This window comes from Streptomyces sp. NBC_01471, from assembly GCF_041438865.1.
Classification (GTDB): Bacteria; Actinomycetota; Actinomycetes; order Streptomycetales; family Streptomycetaceae; genus Streptomyces.
On the sequence record NZ_CP109450.1, the window covers coordinates 1,817,503 to 1,832,510 of the forward strand.

Annotated in this window: 16 protein-coding genes; 1 reads left to right on the plus strand and 15 read right to left on the minus strand. The window is 70.7% G+C overall.

The annotated features are described in order from the left end of the window. Positions 1-80: 80 nt before the first annotated feature. From OG285_RS07965 to proS, 13 genes are all read right to left on the minus strand, one after another. Positions 81-389, minus strand: a complete 309-nt coding sequence (locus OG285_RS07965; RefSeq protein ID WP_003965949.1) for a DUF2469 domain-containing protein — start codon at positions 387-389, stop codon at positions 81-83. A gap of 54 nt (positions 390-443) precedes the next feature. Next, the gene (locus OG285_RS07970) at positions 444-932 is read right to left on the minus strand and encodes an NUDIX hydrolase (protein WP_371790602.1); all 489 of its coding nucleotides are present in this window, start codon (positions 930-932) and stop codon (positions 444-446) included. After that, positions 922-1,671 (minus strand): signal peptidase I, encoded by a 750-nt coding sequence (gene lepB, locus OG285_RS07975; protein ID WP_371790603.1) that lies wholly within the window; start codon positions 1,669-1,671, stop codon positions 922-924. Before lepB (OG285_RS07975) ends, OG285_RS07970 begins: the two co-directional genes overlap by 11 nt. Before the next feature lie 45 nt (positions 1,672-1,716). After that, positions 1,717-2,697 carry a signal peptidase I gene (gene lepB, locus OG285_RS07980; protein ID WP_356832794.1) on the minus strand — a complete coding sequence of 327 codons (981 nt, stop codon included), beginning with the start codon at positions 2,695-2,697 and terminating at the stop codon, positions 1,717-1,719. After that, positions 2,612-3,712, minus strand: a complete 1,101-nt coding sequence (gene lepB, locus OG285_RS07985) for a signal peptidase I (RefSeq protein WP_371790604.1) — start codon at positions 3,710-3,712, stop codon at positions 2,612-2,614. Before lepB (OG285_RS07985) ends, lepB (OG285_RS07980) begins: the two co-directional genes overlap by 86 nt. Beyond that, the gene (gene lepB / locus OG285_RS07990; RefSeq protein ID WP_371790605.1) at positions 3,705-4,472 is read right to left on the minus strand and encodes a signal peptidase I; all 768 of its coding nucleotides are present in this window, start codon (positions 4,470-4,472) and stop codon (positions 3,705-3,707) included. Before lepB (OG285_RS07990) ends, lepB (OG285_RS07985) begins: the two co-directional genes overlap by 8 nt. Positions 4,473-4,505: 33 nt before the next feature. Further along, a complete protein-coding gene (rplS, locus tag OG285_RS07995; protein ID WP_356832704.1) occupies positions 4,506-4,856 on the minus strand; it encodes a 50S ribosomal protein L19 in 351 nt (116 codons plus the stop codon). 131 nt (positions 4,857-4,987) lie between these two features. Beyond that, on the minus strand, positions 4,988-5,809 hold the full coding sequence (gene trmD, locus OG285_RS08000) for a tRNA (guanosine(37)-N1)-methyltransferase TrmD (RefSeq protein WP_356832706.1): 822 nt from the start codon (positions 5,807-5,809) through the stop codon (positions 4,988-4,990). Then, complete coding sequence (gene rimM / locus OG285_RS08005) at positions 5,809-6,354, minus strand: ribosome maturation factor RimM (RefSeq protein ID WP_356832708.1); 546 nt, start codon at positions 6,352-6,354, stop codon at positions 5,809-5,811. The genes trmD and rimM overlap by 1 nt, the downstream gene beginning before the upstream one ends. Positions 6,355-6,465: 111 nt before the next feature. Further along, complete coding sequence (locus OG285_RS08010) at positions 6,466-6,705, minus strand: RNA-binding protein (protein ID WP_356832710.1); 240 nt, start codon at positions 6,703-6,705, stop codon at positions 6,466-6,468. A gap of 2 nt (positions 6,706-6,707) precedes the next feature. Further along, entirely contained in the window at positions 6,708-7,154 is a 447-nt protein-coding gene (gene rpsP, locus OG285_RS08015) for a 30S ribosomal protein S16 (RefSeq protein WP_327294999.1), read from the minus strand. A 163-nt stretch (positions 7,155-7,317) separates the two neighbouring features. Beyond that, positions 7,318-7,911 carry a hypothetical protein gene (locus tag OG285_RS08020; protein WP_328319875.1) on the minus strand — a complete coding sequence of 198 codons (594 nt, stop codon included), beginning with the start codon at positions 7,909-7,911 and terminating at the stop codon, positions 7,318-7,320. Between the two features lie 303 nt (positions 7,912-8,214). Continuing rightward, positions 8,215-9,651 carry a proline--tRNA ligase gene (gene proS / locus OG285_RS08025; protein ID WP_356832712.1) on the minus strand — a complete coding sequence of 479 codons (1,437 nt, stop codon included), beginning with the start codon at positions 9,649-9,651 and terminating at the stop codon, positions 8,215-8,217. Between the two features lie 220 nt (positions 9,652-9,871). Here proS and OG285_RS08030 point away from each other — a divergent pair, with 220 nt between their 5' ends. Beyond that, a complete protein-coding gene (locus tag OG285_RS08030) occupies positions 9,872-10,714 on the plus strand; it encodes a methyltransferase domain-containing protein (protein WP_356832713.1) in 843 nt (280 codons plus the stop codon). Positions 10,715-10,825: 111 nt separating this feature from the next. On the opposite strand, the gene ffh is transcribed toward OG285_RS08030, so the two are convergent. Both ffh and OG285_RS08040 read right to left on the minus strand, forming a co-directional pair. Then, a complete protein-coding gene (gene ffh, locus OG285_RS08035; RefSeq protein ID WP_356832715.1) occupies positions 10,826-12,370 on the minus strand; it encodes a signal recognition particle protein in 1,545 nt (514 codons plus the stop codon). A 148-nt stretch (positions 12,371-12,518) separates the two neighbouring features. Further along, positions 12,519-14,966 (minus strand): [protein-PII] uridylyltransferase, encoded by a 2,448-nt coding sequence (locus OG285_RS08040; RefSeq protein WP_371793481.1) that lies wholly within the window; start codon positions 14,964-14,966, stop codon positions 12,519-12,521. Positions 14,967-15,008 lie beyond the last annotated feature (42 nt).

Here is a 15,008-nt window from a genome sequence, read left to right on the forward strand (position 1 = left end):
GCACCACCTCCGGCACCGACTGTGCCGCCCGGGCAGCCACCGTGTGGATCTTGGTGGATTACTCGCCGGTTGTGGACAACTCAGCCACCCGGAAGTTCGAGGTCGCTCTTGTTGAGCTCCTCGATGTTCACATCCTTGAAGGTCAGTACGCGTACCTGCTTGACGAACCTGGCCGGCCTGTACATGTCCCAGACCCAGGCATCAGCCATCGACACCTCGAAAAAGACCTCGCCCTGTACGGAGTGCACCTGCATCTCGTAGTCGTTGGTGAGGTAGAAGCGCCGCTCGGTCTCGATCACATATTTGAACAGGCCGACAACGTCGCGGTACTCCCGGTAGAGCTTCAGCTCCATCTCGGTCTCGTACTTTTCGAGGTCCTCGGCGCTCATGGCATGTTCCCCTTCAGCCGTGCGTCCCCCTATTGTGCGCCGCTCCCCGCACCCCTAGACGATTTCCGGGGCCAGGACCACCGGTGCAGCCGGGGGACCCTCGTCGAGCAGCGTGCGCAGCAGCCCGGCGAGCCTGGTCGGGTACACCGTCTCACGCGTCGCGGACAGTTCGGCGGAAGTCCACCACCTCAGCCCCGCGACACTGCGCTGCTCCAGCGGGGTCAGCCCGTCCATGGCGGTCGCCGTCCGAGTGGTTCGCCCGAGAAAGTACCGCTCGTCCTGGTTCCACCGGCGCCCGTCGAACGGGAACGAGCAGACCCGGGTCCACAGCACCGGGCCGAGGTCCACCGTGTCGATGCCGGTCTCCTCCCGTACCTCGCGGAGCGCGGCCTCCTCGTGGGTCTCCCCGGCCTCGACACCTCCGCCCGGAGTGAACCACCAGGTACGCGCCGGATCGGCGGGCTCGAATCCGTGCATCAGCAGCACCCGGTCGGCCGGATCGAGCAGGATGACGCGCGCCACCTCCCGCAGCTCAGCCGGCACCGGCGGGCACCTTCTTCCTGCCGCCCAGCCGCCGTGCGAGCGGCCCGTAGACCGCCCCGCCCAGGATCAGCACCACTCCGGCCAGCACAGCGGCCAGGATCAGCTTCAGCGGCCCCGGCTGGGAGACCCCGCCCGGCAGCGCGGCGAAGCCCTTGGGCCGCTCGACCGTTCCGCCGCTGAGCGGCCACGCGATGGCGTCGACCCGAGCGGAAACCGTCGAGCGCGGTACCGAGCCGTGGGACGCGTCCTGGAGGTGGACGCGTGAGTCCATCGAGTTGGTGCGCTCGTCACCGAGCAGGAAGAGCCGCCCCTCGGGCACCTTCACCGTGAACGCCATCGCGGAGGCCCGCCCCTTGGAGAGCGAATCGGCCTTGAGATACGGCTCGTTGATCCCCTCGCCGTTCACCGTGAGGCGGCCCCTGCTGTCGCAGCAGGCGACCTCGTCGCCGCCGACTCCGACGACCCGCTTCAGCATCGGCATGTCGCCCCAGTCGGGGTCCTTGAAAACCACCACGTCCCCGCGGTGCACCGCACTGCTGTCTATTCGCTGTGCCAGTACCCGGTCCCCCACCTGCACGGTCGGGGTCATCGAGTCCGTAGGCACGGTGTACGGCTTGTACTCCACCGCACCCCAGGCGAACCCTCCGAGAAAGAGCACGCAGCCGACGGCCACGGCCAGACCCGACAGCGCACTGCCGAGCCGGCCGCCACCCTCACTCGTACGTACTGTTCCGCTCATCCCAGCGCTCCCCCACATCGGAGATCGACGATCTGGGAGCGCACCTTACCCGGCAGTACCGTCGCGGGTCAGCCTGCGCCTGCGCCGGATCACCAACGGCAGCGCCCCGGCGAGCCCGAGCGCCCCGGGAGCGAGCGATCCGGCGGCGTTGATGCCCTTCTGGTCGAAGGTGCTCGGAACACCCAGCCAGTCCCAGCGGTTGACCGGCCAGGCCACCACGAACGCCCTGCCGACGACCTCCTTGTCGGACACCGTGCCGCCACCGGGCAGCTGCTGGTGGTAGCGCGAGTCGAGCGAGTCCTGACGGTGGTCACCCATCACCCAGATCCGGCCCTTGGGCACATGGATCGGCCCGAACGGCTGGTCGTCGCAGGGGGTGTTGCCGGGATAGATGAACGACTTCTCGGACAGCGCCTTGCCGTTGACGACGACCGGGCCCCCCTTCTTGCAGGAAACCGTGTCCCCGCCGACCGCGATGACCCGCTTGATCAGGTCCTTCTCCTCCGCGGACGGCATCAGGCCGATGAAACTCAGGAACTTCTGCGCCACGTTCGGAGTCGGGGTCGGCTCACCTTCGAGCCAGCCGCCCGGGTCGTGGAACACCACGACGTCGCCCCGCTCCGGCTCCGAGCCGAACCACGGGGTCAGCTTGTCGACCAGCACCCGGTCGCCGCGCTGCAGCGTGTCCTGCATCGAGTCGGAGGGGATCGAGAACGCCTGGACCAGGAACGTCTTGATCAACAGCGCCAGGACCAGCGCGATGCCGATGAGGAGCGGCAGCTCCTTCCAGAAGGAGCGCTGCTTCTTCGGTCCCCTGTCTCCGCTGTTCTCGCCGTCCCTGCCGTCCTCGTCAAGGTCGTCCGGCCCGTCGGGGCCGTTCTGCCGGCCGCCGGCCCTGTGCTGGCCACCGGCCCTGTCGGACCCGTCGGACCTCCCACTGTCAGAGGCTTCGGTTCCCGCGCCACCAACGGGCGGCCCGGGCCGGTCCTCTGGCTCTTCGTGTCCGGATCGCGCGCCGACCGCCACGTCCCCCACATCCACTCCTCACTCCGTGCCGTCGCCTGCCTCCGGGGAGACGCAGGCCCACCACTCCCATAACGAGCGGAAGTTCCGCAGGAGTCGGGAGCGGGAAGTTTACGTGCCGATCCTGAGAGGCGAGGCCCCCCGGCCCGGAGCCGGACGGATCCGAGCCTGCCGGACCGGAGCCGGGCTGATCGGAGCCGGACGGACCCGGCGCCGCCGACGCCACCGATGCGAAGGTGGCGGGCTCCTTGAGCCTGCTCCAGTGTCCCAACGGCCAGGCGATCACGACCGCCCGCCCCACCACGCCGCTCACGGGCACCGTCCCCTGGTAGGGCTCGTCCAGATGGAACCGGGAATCCGCCGAGTTGGACCGGTGGTCGCCCATCACGAAGAGCCGCCCGACCGGGACCTTCACCTCGAACTTCAGCTGGGAGGGCGGATTCCCCGGATGGAGGTACGGCTCGTTCAGCGGGACGCCGTTGACGGTGACCCTGCCTTTCTTGTCGCAGCACTTCACGGTGTCCCCGCCGACCCCGATGACCCGCTTGATCAGGTCCTGTTCGTTGTCCGACGGCAGCAGCCCGATGAAGGTCAGTCCGGCCTTGAGCTGCTTGACGAGGAACGGAGAGCTCCGGGTCTGGTTCTCCTCCGGCGGCAGCCAGTGGCCGGGGTCCTTGAAGACGACGACATCGCCGCGCTGCGGCTTCGAGCCGAACCAGGGGGTGAGCTTGTCCACCAGTACCCGGTCGCCGATCCGGATCGTCTCCTCCATCGAACCCGACGGGATGACGAACGCCTGCACCAGGAACGTCTTGAGCACCAGCGCTATGACGACCGCCACGACGATGAGAACGGGTATCTCGCGCGCCGTGGAGCGGCGCCGCCGCCGCTGCACCTTGCGCGCCAGCCTGCGCCGCTCGGCCCTGGTGGGGAGGGACCGCTCGCCCGTGGGGCCGTCGACCGCCGCCGTCCGATCCGCGCTCCCCCCGCTGTCGCGCGCTCTCCCCCGGTTACCCATGGCTGCCGCCGGCCGCCGGTACCCGGTCGAAGGCACCGGTCCGCTCCAGCGAGGTCCAGCGGCTGAACGGCCAGCCGATCCCACCGGCCCGCCCGATGACCTGGTCCACCGGGACCATCCCGCCACCGGGATCACCGAGATGATCACGGGAGTCGCTGGAGCGTGAGCGGTGGTCGCCCATCACCCAGAGGGTTCCGGCGGGCACCACGATGTCGAAGGGCACCTGGGAGGGCGGGTTGCCGGGATACAGGTACGTCTCGTCCACCGGCCGCCCGTTCACTTCGATCCGGCCGCGCTTGTCGCAGCAGACCACATGGTCGCCCCCCACCCCCACCACACGCTTGACGTAGTCGGTACCGGCCGGCGCGGCGAGACCCAGCGCGGCCGCCGCACCGTGCACCGCCCGGGTCACGGGGTTCCGCGCGGGCGCTTCCTGCACGAAGGAGCCGGTCCCGTCGAAGACCACCACGTCCCCGCGCTGCGGCTCGTCGCCGAGCCGGTACGCCAGTTTGTTCACCAGCACCCGGTCCCCCACCTGGAGCGTGGGTTCCATGGAGCCGCTGGGAATCAGGAACGGCTGCATCACATACGTACTCAGCAGCAGCAGGAACACCAGGCAGACGAGGGCCAGCAGCCCGGCCTTGCGCCAGGGCCCCTCGATCAGCGCGGAGAGACGCACAGAGCGCGACCGCTGCTCCTCCCCGGACGTATCCGGTTCGGGCGAGCGGTCGCGCTCCTTGTGCTGTGCTTCGGTGTCCATCGGGGCCAGAGCTTATCCGGCCGCCCTGTGGACTCAGTGGTCGCGCTTCTCCTTGATCTTCGCGGCCTTGCCGCGCAGCTCACGGAGGTAGTACAGCTTCGCGCGACGGACGTCACCGCGGGTGACGAGCTCGATCTTCTCGAAGATCGGGCTGTGCACCGGGAAGGTACGCTCGACGCCGACCGAGAAGGAGACCTTGCGGACCGTGAAGGTCTCGCTGACGCCCGCACCCTGGCGGCGGATGACGACACCCTTGAACTGCTGGATACGCGAGCGGTTGCCCTCGATGACACGGACGTGGACGTTGACCGTGTCACCGGCGCGGAAGGCCGGAAGGTCGGACCGCAGCGAAGCGGTGTTGACGTCGTTGAGCAGGCTGGACATGATCTTCTGCTTTCTTCGCCGATGCCACAGGTCATCGACGGAATCATCGTGATGAGTTTCGGGAGCTGATCGCGTCGGACGGTCGTCGTTCCCCCTGTGGCAGGGGCGCACGCCGGACGTACAGCAGCGGCCTATTCTTCCACGTCCCCGGGCTCTCGCCCAAATCGCCCGCCGGGCCCCTGCTTCCAGCCCAGGATCGAGAGCATTTCGCGGTCCTTCTTGCCGAAGGACGCGGGGTCGCCGCGCTCCAGCAGATCCGGCCTGTTGAGATCCGTACGCCGGAACGCCTCGTCCCGGCGCCAGCGCGCGATCTTCCCGTGGTGGCCGCTCAGCAGGACGTCCGGGATGGACCGGCCGCGCCACTCGGGCGGCTTCGTGTAGACGGGGCCTTCGAGGAGGTCGGCCATCGCACCGGCCGCGAAGGAGTCGTCGCGGTGCGATTCGGCGTTGCCGAGCACACCGGGCAGCAGCCGGGCGACGGCTTCCGTGATCACCAGGACCGCGGCCTCGCCGCCGGCCAGGACGTAGTCCCCGATGGAGACCTCGTACACCGGCATCCGGGTCGCGTACTCGTCGACGACCCGCCGGTCGATGCCCTCGTACCTGGCGGGCGTGAAGACCAGCCAGGGCCGTTCGGAGAGTTCGACCGCGACCTGCTGGGTGAAGGGCCGGCCACTGGGGGTGGGCACGACCAGGACGGGGCCGGACGCGCCCGACTCGTAACCGGCGGCCAGCACCTCGTCCAGCGCCTCGCCCCAGGGCTCGGTCTTCATGACCATGCCGGGGCCGCCGCCGTAGGGGGTGTCGTCGACCGTGTTGTGCCGGTCGTACGTCCAGTCCCGCAGGTCGTGCACCTGTACGTCGAGCCGGCCGCGGGCGCGCGCCTTGCCCACCAGCGAGACGTTCAGCGGTTCGAGGTACTCCGGGAAGATCGTGACGACGTCGAGCCGCATCAGTCGTCGTCCCGGGCGCCGGCCACCTCGGCCTGGCCGTCGTCGATCAGGCCGGGCGGCGGGTCGATGACGGCCCGCTGCTCCTCCAGGTCGATCTCGGTGACGATCTCCTCGACGAAGGGGATCATGACCTCGCTGCCGTCGGGGCGCTCCACGATGAAGAGGTCCTGCGAGGGCAGGTGGGTGATCTCGGTGATCCGGCCGACCTCGGTGCCGTCGGCCAGCACCACGTCGAGGTCCATCAGCTGGTGGTCGTAGAACTCCTCGGGGTCCTCCGGAGTCTGCTGCGGGTCGACGTCGGCGATCAGCAGGGTGTTCCGGAGCGCCTCGGCGCCCGTCCGGTCCGTGACCCCCGCGAAGCGCAGCAGCAGCCTGCCGCTGTGCACCCGGCCGGTCTCGATCGTCAGCGGCCCGGTGGCCGCAGGGTCGGTGGCGAGCACCGCGCCGGGTCCGAGCCGCAGCTCGGGCTCGTCCGTGCGCACCTCCACGGTGACTTCGCCCTTGATCCCGTGGGCGCGCCCGATCCGTGCGACTACCAGTTGCACGCTTCGCTCCTCTTCTGCTTCTGCTTCTGTGTTGCCGCGCGAACCGCGGACGACAAAGGCCGGGGACGGCTTCTCAGCCCTCCCCGGCCCGAGCCGGTGTTCAGCTACTTCTCAGCGGACCTGGTCCACGTCGACGAGGTCGACCCGGATCCCACGGCCGCCGATGGCGCCCACGATGGTGCGCAGGGCGCGCGCGGTGCGGCCGTTGCGGCCGATCACCTTACCGAGGTCATCGGGGTGCACCCGGACCTCCAGCACCTGCCCGCGACGGAGGTCGCGCGAGGCGACCTGTACGTCGTCGGGGTTGTCGACGATGCCCTTCACGAGGTGCTCGAGAGCCTCCTCGAGCATGCTCAGGCCTCGGTCGACTCGGTGGATTCAGCAGCCGGAGCCGCCTCGTCCGCCTTCTTGTCGGCCTTCTTCGCCTTCGGGGTGATGGCCTCACCCTTCGGCTCGTCGCCCTCGATGGACTTGGCGAACGCCTCGAACGCGGCGCGCTTGTCGGCCTTCGGCTCCGGCTGCAGCAGCGGCGCGGGGGCCGGGAGGCCCTTGTGCGCCTGCCAGTCACCGGTGAGCTTCAGGATCGCCATGACCGGCTCGGTCGGCTGGGCGCCGACGGACAGCCAGTACTGCGCACGCTCCGAGTTGACCTCGATGCGCGAGGGGTTCTGCACCGGGTGGTACAGGCCGATCTCCTCGATGGCCCGGCCATCACGGCGGGTACGGGAGTCGGCGACGACGATGCGGTAGTGAGGCGAACGGATCTTGCCCAGACGCTTCAGCTTGATCTTGACTGCCACGGAAGTGGTGTCTCCTGGTCTTGACGTGGTTGGGCACAACGAGATGCCACGTGGGGTTGCGGTACTCGGGTGCCCGATGGACGCGTCAGCCGGAGGACGAGAGGGTTCCTGTGCGGCTGTCGAGTACAGCTAGCCATTGTGCCATACGTCGCGGCACCCCGGATCAGCCGGCCGCTGCGACCACTTCCGGGATACGGAATGCCTTTCCGCAGCCACCGCAGACGATGGGCGCCTGGGCCAGCACGGACGGAACGACCCGGACATTGCGGCCGCAGTCGCAGACCGCCTTCACGCGCACCCCGCCGCCGGAGGAACCGTGCCGGGCGGCAGGTCCGCGGAAGGAGCGCTTGGTGTCGGAGGCCGTGGCGACCGTGTGCGCCTTGAGCGCGCGCTGGAGCCGCTCGATGGTCTGGCGGTATCTGCGCTTCGCCTCGGGGTTGAGCGAGACCAGCGAGAAGCCGCTGCTGGGATGCGGCTCCTCGGGGTGGTCAAGCCCCATCTCCTCGGCGATCGCCAGGAACCTGCGGTTGTGGTAGCGGCCGGCGCGCGAGGTGTCGCGGACACCTCGCGCGGCGGCGATGCCGTGGACTGCCTCATGGAGCAGTCGCTCGAAGGAGAGTTCAGCGCCGCAGGCGGACGAGGACTCGCCGATCAGGGACTCGGGCGCGGCTAGATCCGGCAGCTCGGGGTGGTACCGCTGAATATCGGCCCACGCCTGCGCCAGCTCTGCGGCGAGGACAGTTGGTGTCGTGCTCACGTCGTGACAACGAGCCGGGGTACCGCTGTGTTCCTATTCCGGGGCATCCCAAATAATTTGCACGTACCCGTCAGTTGCCCTTGATGCGTCCGGACGAGGGCGGGTGCGCTGATCTGCGGAGAAGCCTCACAGCTCACACCAAGGTGGTACGTAGGGTCGCGTACGCCCCGGCGCGTAGCCACGGGTCCCACGCCGGTCCGCGCTCCACCGGCCGACCCACAAGGGGCGTTTCGGCCGATTCAGCGGCCGGTCACCGGCCGCACCCGACGCCGGGACCGTCGGCCCCCACCCGTACGCGAGCGACTAGTACGCACGAGCGACCAGAGCGACGGTACCGGGAGCGTCGTCCGACTCCGGCACCGCCCCGTCCTCGGCGACCAGACACCGTACGGATGCCCCGTGCCCGGCGAGTTCGGCCTCGCCCTCGGGGCCGAGGAGGGCCCACGGAATCCGGGCCCAGCCGCCCGCGGCCGCCGCCTCGGCGGCCTCCCCGACCGTCCGTACCTCGCTGGTACGGGACTCACGGCGCTCCCGCGACTCGCGCAGCAACTGGCTCTGCGCCTCTTCGAGCACCGCGGGCAGCAGCCCGGCGAGCTCATCCACGCGTACGGACTCCTTGCCGCCGGGACCGCCGGCGGCCTGCGGGTCGACCACCCTGCGGACCAGGACCGCCGTGCCCTCAGCCAGGTCCCGCGGGCCGATCTCGATCCGTACCGGGACGCCCTTGAGCTCCCAGTCGACGGCCCGGCGGCCGAAGGGGATGTCGGTGCGGTCGTCGACGCGGACCCTGATCCCCGCCGCCTCCAGCCGCGCGCCGATCTCGCGGGCCTTCGCCACCGCCTCGTCGCCCTTGATGGCGACGACCACCGCCTGCACGGCCGCCAGCCGGGGCGGCACCCGCAGGCCGCTGTCGTCGCCGTGCGACATGATCAGCCCGCCGACCAGCCGGGTCGTGGCGCCCCAGGACGTCTGCCAGACCAGCTCCTGCTTGCCGTCCTTCGACAGGTACTCGGTGTGGAACGCCTTGGCGAAGTTCGTGCCGAGTTCGTGACTGGTGCCCATCTGGAGGGCCTTGCCGTCCCCCATCATGGCTTCGAGCGTCAGGGTGTTGATCGCGCCCGCGAACCGTTCCGCGGCGGTCTTGCGGCCGAGCACCACATCGATGCCGAGCACGTTGACCATGAAGTCCGCGTAGACGTTCCGGTGGATGTGCGCGGCGAAGTCATGCGCCTCCGACCTGTCGGCATGGGCGGTGTGGCCCTCCTGCCAGAGGAATTCGGTGGTCCGCAGGAACACCCTCGGCCGCATCTCCCAACGGACCACATTCGCCCACTGATTGATGAGCAGCGGCAGATCCCGGTAGCTCTGCACCCATTTCGAGAAGTATTCGTTGACGATCGTCTCGGATGTGGGCCTGACGACCACCGGCTCTTCGAGCTCTCTGCCACCGGCATGGGTGACGAGAGCGAGCTCCGGCGCGAATCCCTCGACATGCTCAGCTTCGCGAGTCAGGTAAGACTGGGGGATGAAGAGCGGGAAGTAGGCGTTCTGAGCGCCCGCGGCCTTGATGCGGGCGTCCAGCTCCTGCTGCATCCGCTCCCACAGCCCGTAGCCGTACGGGCGGATGACCATGGTGCCCCGCACCGGACCGTTGTCCGCGAGTTCGGCCTTGTTGATCAGGTCCTGGTACCAGCGGGGAAAGTCGTCCGCCCGGGGCGTGAGAACGGGAGCCTTTTTCATGGCGCGAATCGTACGGCGAGTACCCCCGGGAACGTGATTGATTTTCGCGCCCGGAGACGCACAGTCAGGACGCATATTCCGGCAACGCAAGCATTGCCTCACCCCCTCTGGACTTGAGCGCCGATGCGGAGTTCTCTGGGCAACAGGACAGTGCGCGCACATCTGCACGGGGGTTTGCAAACCGAGCACAACCGATCTCTCGGCGAATTGGGGCGCTTCGATGTCATCAACGCTCGTCCGGAACCACCGGTCCGTGGCTGCGGCTCCCACAGAGGAAGCGGTCGCGCGTGCCCGCGACTGGGCCGAGATCCAGGAACGGATGCTGGTGCCGCTCTACGAAGCGGTCTACAAGCGGCTGGACGCGGGCAGCGCCACCCGGCTGCTCGGGATCGGCTGCGGTTCGGGGCTCGCCCTGCTCATGGCCGCGGCCCGCGGGGCGAGCGTCACCGGCGTGGACACGCATGCCGAGCGCATCGCGCTGGCCCGGGAGCGGCTGCTGCCGGACGGCGCGGACGGTACGCCCGGTGCACGGCGCGGCAGGACCCGCCTGGTGCACGGTGGGCCCGCCGAGGCCTCCGGCGGCGCCACCGTGCCGTACAACCTGCTGACGGCCTTCGAGCCGATGGGCGGCGTCACGGGTGACCCGGACGGAGCAATGCCCGCGGTCGAGGACGCGGTGCCGCTGCTGGAGCGCGGCAGCGCGGTGGTCCTGACCGGCTGGGGTCCGCCCGAGCGCTGCTCGGCGTCGGCCGTGCTGCGGGTCGCCACCCGACTGGCCGATGCCGTGCGTCAGCCGCGCAGGGACGATCTGGAGGAGGTCGCGGCGCGGGCCGGGCTGAAGCTCGACGGATCGGGCCGGGTGGCCTGCCCGTTCGGGTACGCGGACCTGCGGAGCGCGGTGCGGGGGCTGCTGTCGACCGGGCTGTTCGACGCGGCGATACGGGCGACGGACCGGGACCAGGTCAAGAAGGAGGTCGCCGAGGCGCTCCACCCCCATCTGCGGCGCGACGGCACGGTGTGGATGCCGAACATCTTCCGTTACGTGGTCGCCCGGACCGCCTGACCGCGGGCTGCCCACCGCCTCACCACGGCGAAGCGGCCCGTACCCCCGGAGATCCGAGGGGTACGGGCCGCTCGGCCGTACGTACCGGTCCGTGCCGCGCGGGTGACGCGGTCAGCCCATGAACTTCTTGAACTCGTCCGGGAGCTCGAAGTTCTTCGCGTCCTCACCGGACGGCAGGCCCGCGGCGCCGCCCTGCTCGCGGCGGGCGGCGGCGGCCTGCTCCTCCGCCTTGCGCTTCATCGGGTTACCGCTCTTGCGCTTGCCCTTGGCCTGCTTCTGCTGCTTCTTCTGGCGCCCCGGGCCGCCCCCCATGCCCGGCATACCAGGCATTCCCGGCATGCCGCCGCCCTGGGCCATCTTCGACATCATCTTGCGCGCGTCGAAGAACCGCTCCACCAGGCTCTTCACGGCGCTGACCTCGACGCCCGAGCCCTTGGCCACCCGGGCCCGGCGCGAGCCGTTGATGATCGTCGGGTCCTGGCGCTCGGCCGGGGTCATCGACTTGATGATCGCGGCGGTACGGTCCACGTCCCGCTCGTCGATGTTGTTGATCTGTTCCTTCATCTGCCCCATGCCGGGCAGCATGCCGAGCAGCTTGGAGATGCTGCCCATCTTCCTGACCTGCTCCATCTGGGCCAGGAAGTCGTCGAGGGTGAAGTCCTTGCCCCCCTTGCTGCCGGCCAGCTTGGAGGCCATCTGCTCGGCCTCGGCCTGGCTGAAGGTCTGCTCGGCCTTCTCGATCAGGCTGAGCACGTCGCCCATGCCGAGGATCCGGGACGCCATGCGGTCCGGGTGGAACGTGTCGAACTCGTCCAGCTTCTCGCCGTTGGAGGCGAACATGATCTGCCGGCCGGTGACGTGCGCGATCGACAGGGCCGCACCACCGCGGGCATCGCCGTCGAGCTTGGAGAGCACCACTCCGTCGAAGCCGACGCCGTCGCGGAAGGCCTCGGCGGTGTTGACCGCGTCCTGACCAATCATCGCGTCGACGACGAAGAGGACCTCGTCGGGGCTGACGGCGTCACGGATGTCCGCGGCCTGCCGCATCAGCTCCTGGTCGATGCCCAGCCGGCCCGCGGTGTCCACCACGACGACGTCGTACTGCTTGGACTTGGCGAACTCGATCGAGTCCTGGGCGACCTTGACCGGGTCGCCGACGCCGTTGCCCGGCTCGGGGGCGTACACGGCGACGCCCGCACGCTCGGCGACCACACTCAGCTGGTTGACGGCGTTGGGACGCTGGAGGTCGCACGCCACGAGCAGCGGGGTGTGGCCCTGGCCCTTGAGCCAGAGGCCGAGCTTTCCGGCGAGGGTCGTCTTGCCCGCGCCCTGAAGGCCGGCGAGCATGATCACGGTCGGCGGCTGCTTGGCGAAGCGGAGGCGGCGGGTCTCGCCACCGAGGATGCCGATGAGCTCCTCGTTGACGATCTTGATGACCTGCTGCGCCGGGTTCAGCGCCTGGGAGACCTCGGCGCCTGCCGCGCGCTCCTTGATCTGCTTGATGAAGGCGCGGACGACGGGCAGCGCGACGTCCGCCTCGAGCAGGGCGATACGGATTTCGCGCGCGGTGGCATCGATGTCCGCCTCGCTGAGGCGCCCTTTGCCCCGGAGGTTCTTGAAAGTCGCGGCAAGGCGGTCGGAGAGGGTATCGAACACGGCGGTCGCGGATCCTCGGGTCGGGGGCGGGGGGACGGTTGGACCCCAGGGTATCCGGACGGGGTGGGTCGGGTCTGCCCCTGCCCCCGGCAGGGGTCCGGAGCAGGGGACAGAACCCGGTACGGCGGCCGGGTGGATGCGCCCCCGTTCACCCCCGCAGCCCGGCCTCCAGCTCCCGGGCCAGCCCGGCCGCCGCCTCCGCCGGGAGCGGATCCCCGTCCTGCCCCGTCACGTAGAACGCGTCCACCGCGTTGGCCCCCAGCGTGGACACGTGCGCGCTGCGCACCCTCACCGCGGCCGTCTCCAGCGCCCGGCCGATCCGGTACAGCAGGCCCGGTGCGTCCTGGGCGCGGACCTCGATCACCGTGGCCAGCCTGGATCCCGTGGGGGCCACCCTGACCCGGGGCGGCGGCGCCTGGATACCGCGGCGGCGCGGGTAGGCCGCCTCCCGTTCGGCCAGCCTGGCACGGACGTCCAGTGAGCCGTCCAGCGCCCGTACGAGATCCGCGCGCAGCCTCGCGGCCTGCGGGAGCGATCCGTACTCGGCCGCCACCCGCCAGGTCAGCAGCAGCACGGCCGCCTGGCGGCCCAGTTCGGTGGGCAGCTCGACGGCGCGCAGATCGGCCGCGCGTACGGTCAGCCGGTGCAGCGCCAGGACGCCGGCGACCGCGGGCAGGACGCCGGGCCGGTCGGGGAGCGCGATCAGGAGTTCCACACCCACCGGCTGCGGGGCGCCGTCCTCCTGCGGTTCCTCGGTCCTGGCATGCAGGGACAGGACCGGGCCGCCGGTGCGCAGCGCCTCGATGGCCAGCCGCTCGTGCTCGGCGCCCGGCGCGCCCGCCTCCGGTTCTTCGGGCGCCTCGCCCGCGAGCACCGCACCGACCCGTGCGACCAGGTCGTCCACGAGCGACGCCCGCCAGGACGACCAGGCCGCGGGCCCGGTGGCCAGCGCGTCGGCCTCGGTCAGCGCGTGCAGCAGCTCCAGCGTGGCGGCGGACTTCACCGACCCGGCGACCGAACGCACGGTCGCCGGGTCGTCCAGGTCGCGCCGGGTGGCCGTCTCGACGAGCAGCAGATGGTGGCGTACGAGCGCGGCGAGCACCTCGGCGTCCGCGGGGTCGAAGCCGATCCGGGTGGCCACGTCCCGGGCGATCACCTCGCCCGCCACCGAGTGGTCGCCGGGCCAGCCCTTGCCGATGTCGTGCAGCAGGGCCGCGACGAGCAGCAGGTCGGGCCTGCCCACCCGGCGGGTCAGCGAGGACGCCCGCACGGCGGTCTCGACCAGATGACGGTCGACGGTCCAGGTGTGTACGGCGTTCCGCTGCGGCCTGCACCGCACCCGCTCCCAGTCCGGCAGCAGCCCGCTGATCAGCCCCTCCGCCTCCAGCGCCTCCCAGACCGGCACCGTGGACTCCCCCGCGCCGAGCAGCGTGACCAGTTGTTCGCGCGCCTCGGCGGGCCAGGGCACCGGGAGCGGGCGTGCGCCGCCCGCGAGCCGGCGCACGGCGTGCAGGGAGATCGGCAGCCCGGCCTGGGCCGCCGCGGCAGCGGCCCGCAGCGGGAGTACGGGGTCCCGCTCGGGCCGGGCGGTGCGGGCCAGCACCACCTCGCCCTCCAGCTCCACCACACCTTCCGCGAGCGGGGTCCGCTCGGCAGCGGCCGTCCTGGCGCCGCCACCGCCGAGGAGGGCGCGCAACCGGGGGCGCGCGGAGCGCGAGCGCAGCACCCGGTTGACCTCGCGCCAGGTGACGTCACCGGCGTACGAGATGGTGCGCGCGGCTTCGTACACCTCGCGCAGCAGCACGTCGGCGTCCAGCAGCCCGAGCTCGGCGGCGACCTGGTCCTGTTCCTGGAGGGCGAGCCGTTCGGTGGCGCGCCCGGTCACCAGGTGCAGCGCGTCCCGTGCGTCGAGGAGCCTCCTGCGGGCGCGGTCGAGTCCTTCGCGGGGGGCGTCGGCCAGCCAGGACGCGGCGACGGCCCGCAGCGCGGTGGCGTCCCGCAGCCCGCCTCTGGCCTCCTTGATGTCGGGTTCGAGGAGGAACTGCAGCTCGCCCTGACGCTCGGCGCGCTCCTGGCACAGCTCGTACAGCTCGGGCAGCCGCTTCGGCGCCTGGTTGCGCCAGTCGGCCAGTACGGCCGTCCGCAGCCCGGCGGTCAGCCCCAGGTCACCGGCGACGTGCCGGGCGTCGAGCAGCCCGAGCTGGACCTTGAGGTCGTCCGCCGCCGTTCTGCGCGCCTCGCCCGGTGTCCGTACGGAGTGGTCGAGGTCGAGCCCCAGGTCCCACACCGGGTACCAGACCCGGTCGGCGAGCGAGGCGATGGCGCCCGGGTCCGCCTTCCCGTCGTGCAGCAGGACCAGGTCCAGGTCGCTGCGCGGTGACAGTTCACCGCGCCCGTATCCCCCGACGGCCACCAGGGCCGCACCACGCACCCCCGCGGCCCCGGCGGCCGAGCTGAAGAGCGCGCTCATCCACGCGTCGGTCAGCCGGGCGAGGGCCGAACGGCGCGGCGGCCCGGGCTCCGCCTTCTCCTGGAGGAGGCGGAGCCGGGCCGCCGCGTAACCGCTGGGTCCGGGGTCGTCCGTCTGACCGGTCATCTCGTCGGCACTCGTCACCCGGCAGTTCCCGTCTCTCGTCGT

What these genes read in the sequence shown, in the direction of transcription:
- OG285_RS07965 (WP_003965949.1), bottom strand. Translation starts at nt 389, where the DNA reads ATGAGCGCCGAGGACCTCGAAAAGTACGAGACCGAGATGGAGCTGAAG.
- lepB (WP_371790603.1), bottom strand. Translation starts at nt 1,671, where the DNA reads ATGAGCGGAACAGTACGTACGAGTGAGGGTGGCGGCCGGCTCGGCAGT.
- lepB (WP_371790604.1), bottom strand. Translation starts at nt 3,712, where the DNA reads ATGGGTAACCGGGGGAGAGCGCGCGACAGCGGGGGGAGCGCGGATCGG.
- lepB (WP_371790605.1), bottom strand. Translation starts at nt 4,472, where the DNA reads ATGGACACCGAAGCACAGCACAAGGAGCGCGACCGCTCGCCCGAACCG.
- rplS (WP_356832704.1), bottom strand. Translation starts at nt 4,856, where the DNA reads ATGTCCAGCCTGCTCAACGACGTCAACACCGCTTCGCTGCGGTCCGAC.
- trmD (WP_356832706.1), bottom strand. Translation starts at nt 5,809, where the DNA reads ATGCGGCTCGACGTCGTCACGATCTTCCCGGAGTACCTCGAACCGCTG.
- OG285_RS08010 (WP_356832710.1), bottom strand. Translation starts at nt 6,705, where the DNA reads ATGCTCGAGGAGGCTCTCGAGCACCTCGTGAAGGGCATCGTCGACAAC.
- proS (WP_356832712.1), bottom strand. Translation starts at nt 9,651, where the DNA reads ATGAAAAAGGCTCCCGTTCTCACGCCCCGGGCGGACGACTTTCCCCGC.
- OG285_RS08030 (WP_356832713.1), top strand. Translation starts at nt 9,872, where the DNA reads ATGTCATCAACGCTCGTCCGGAACCACCGGTCCGTGGCTGCGGCTCCC.
- OG285_RS08040 (WP_371793481.1), bottom strand. Translation starts at nt 14,966, where the DNA reads ATGACCGGTCAGACGGACGACCCCGGACCCAGCGGTTACGCGGCGGCC.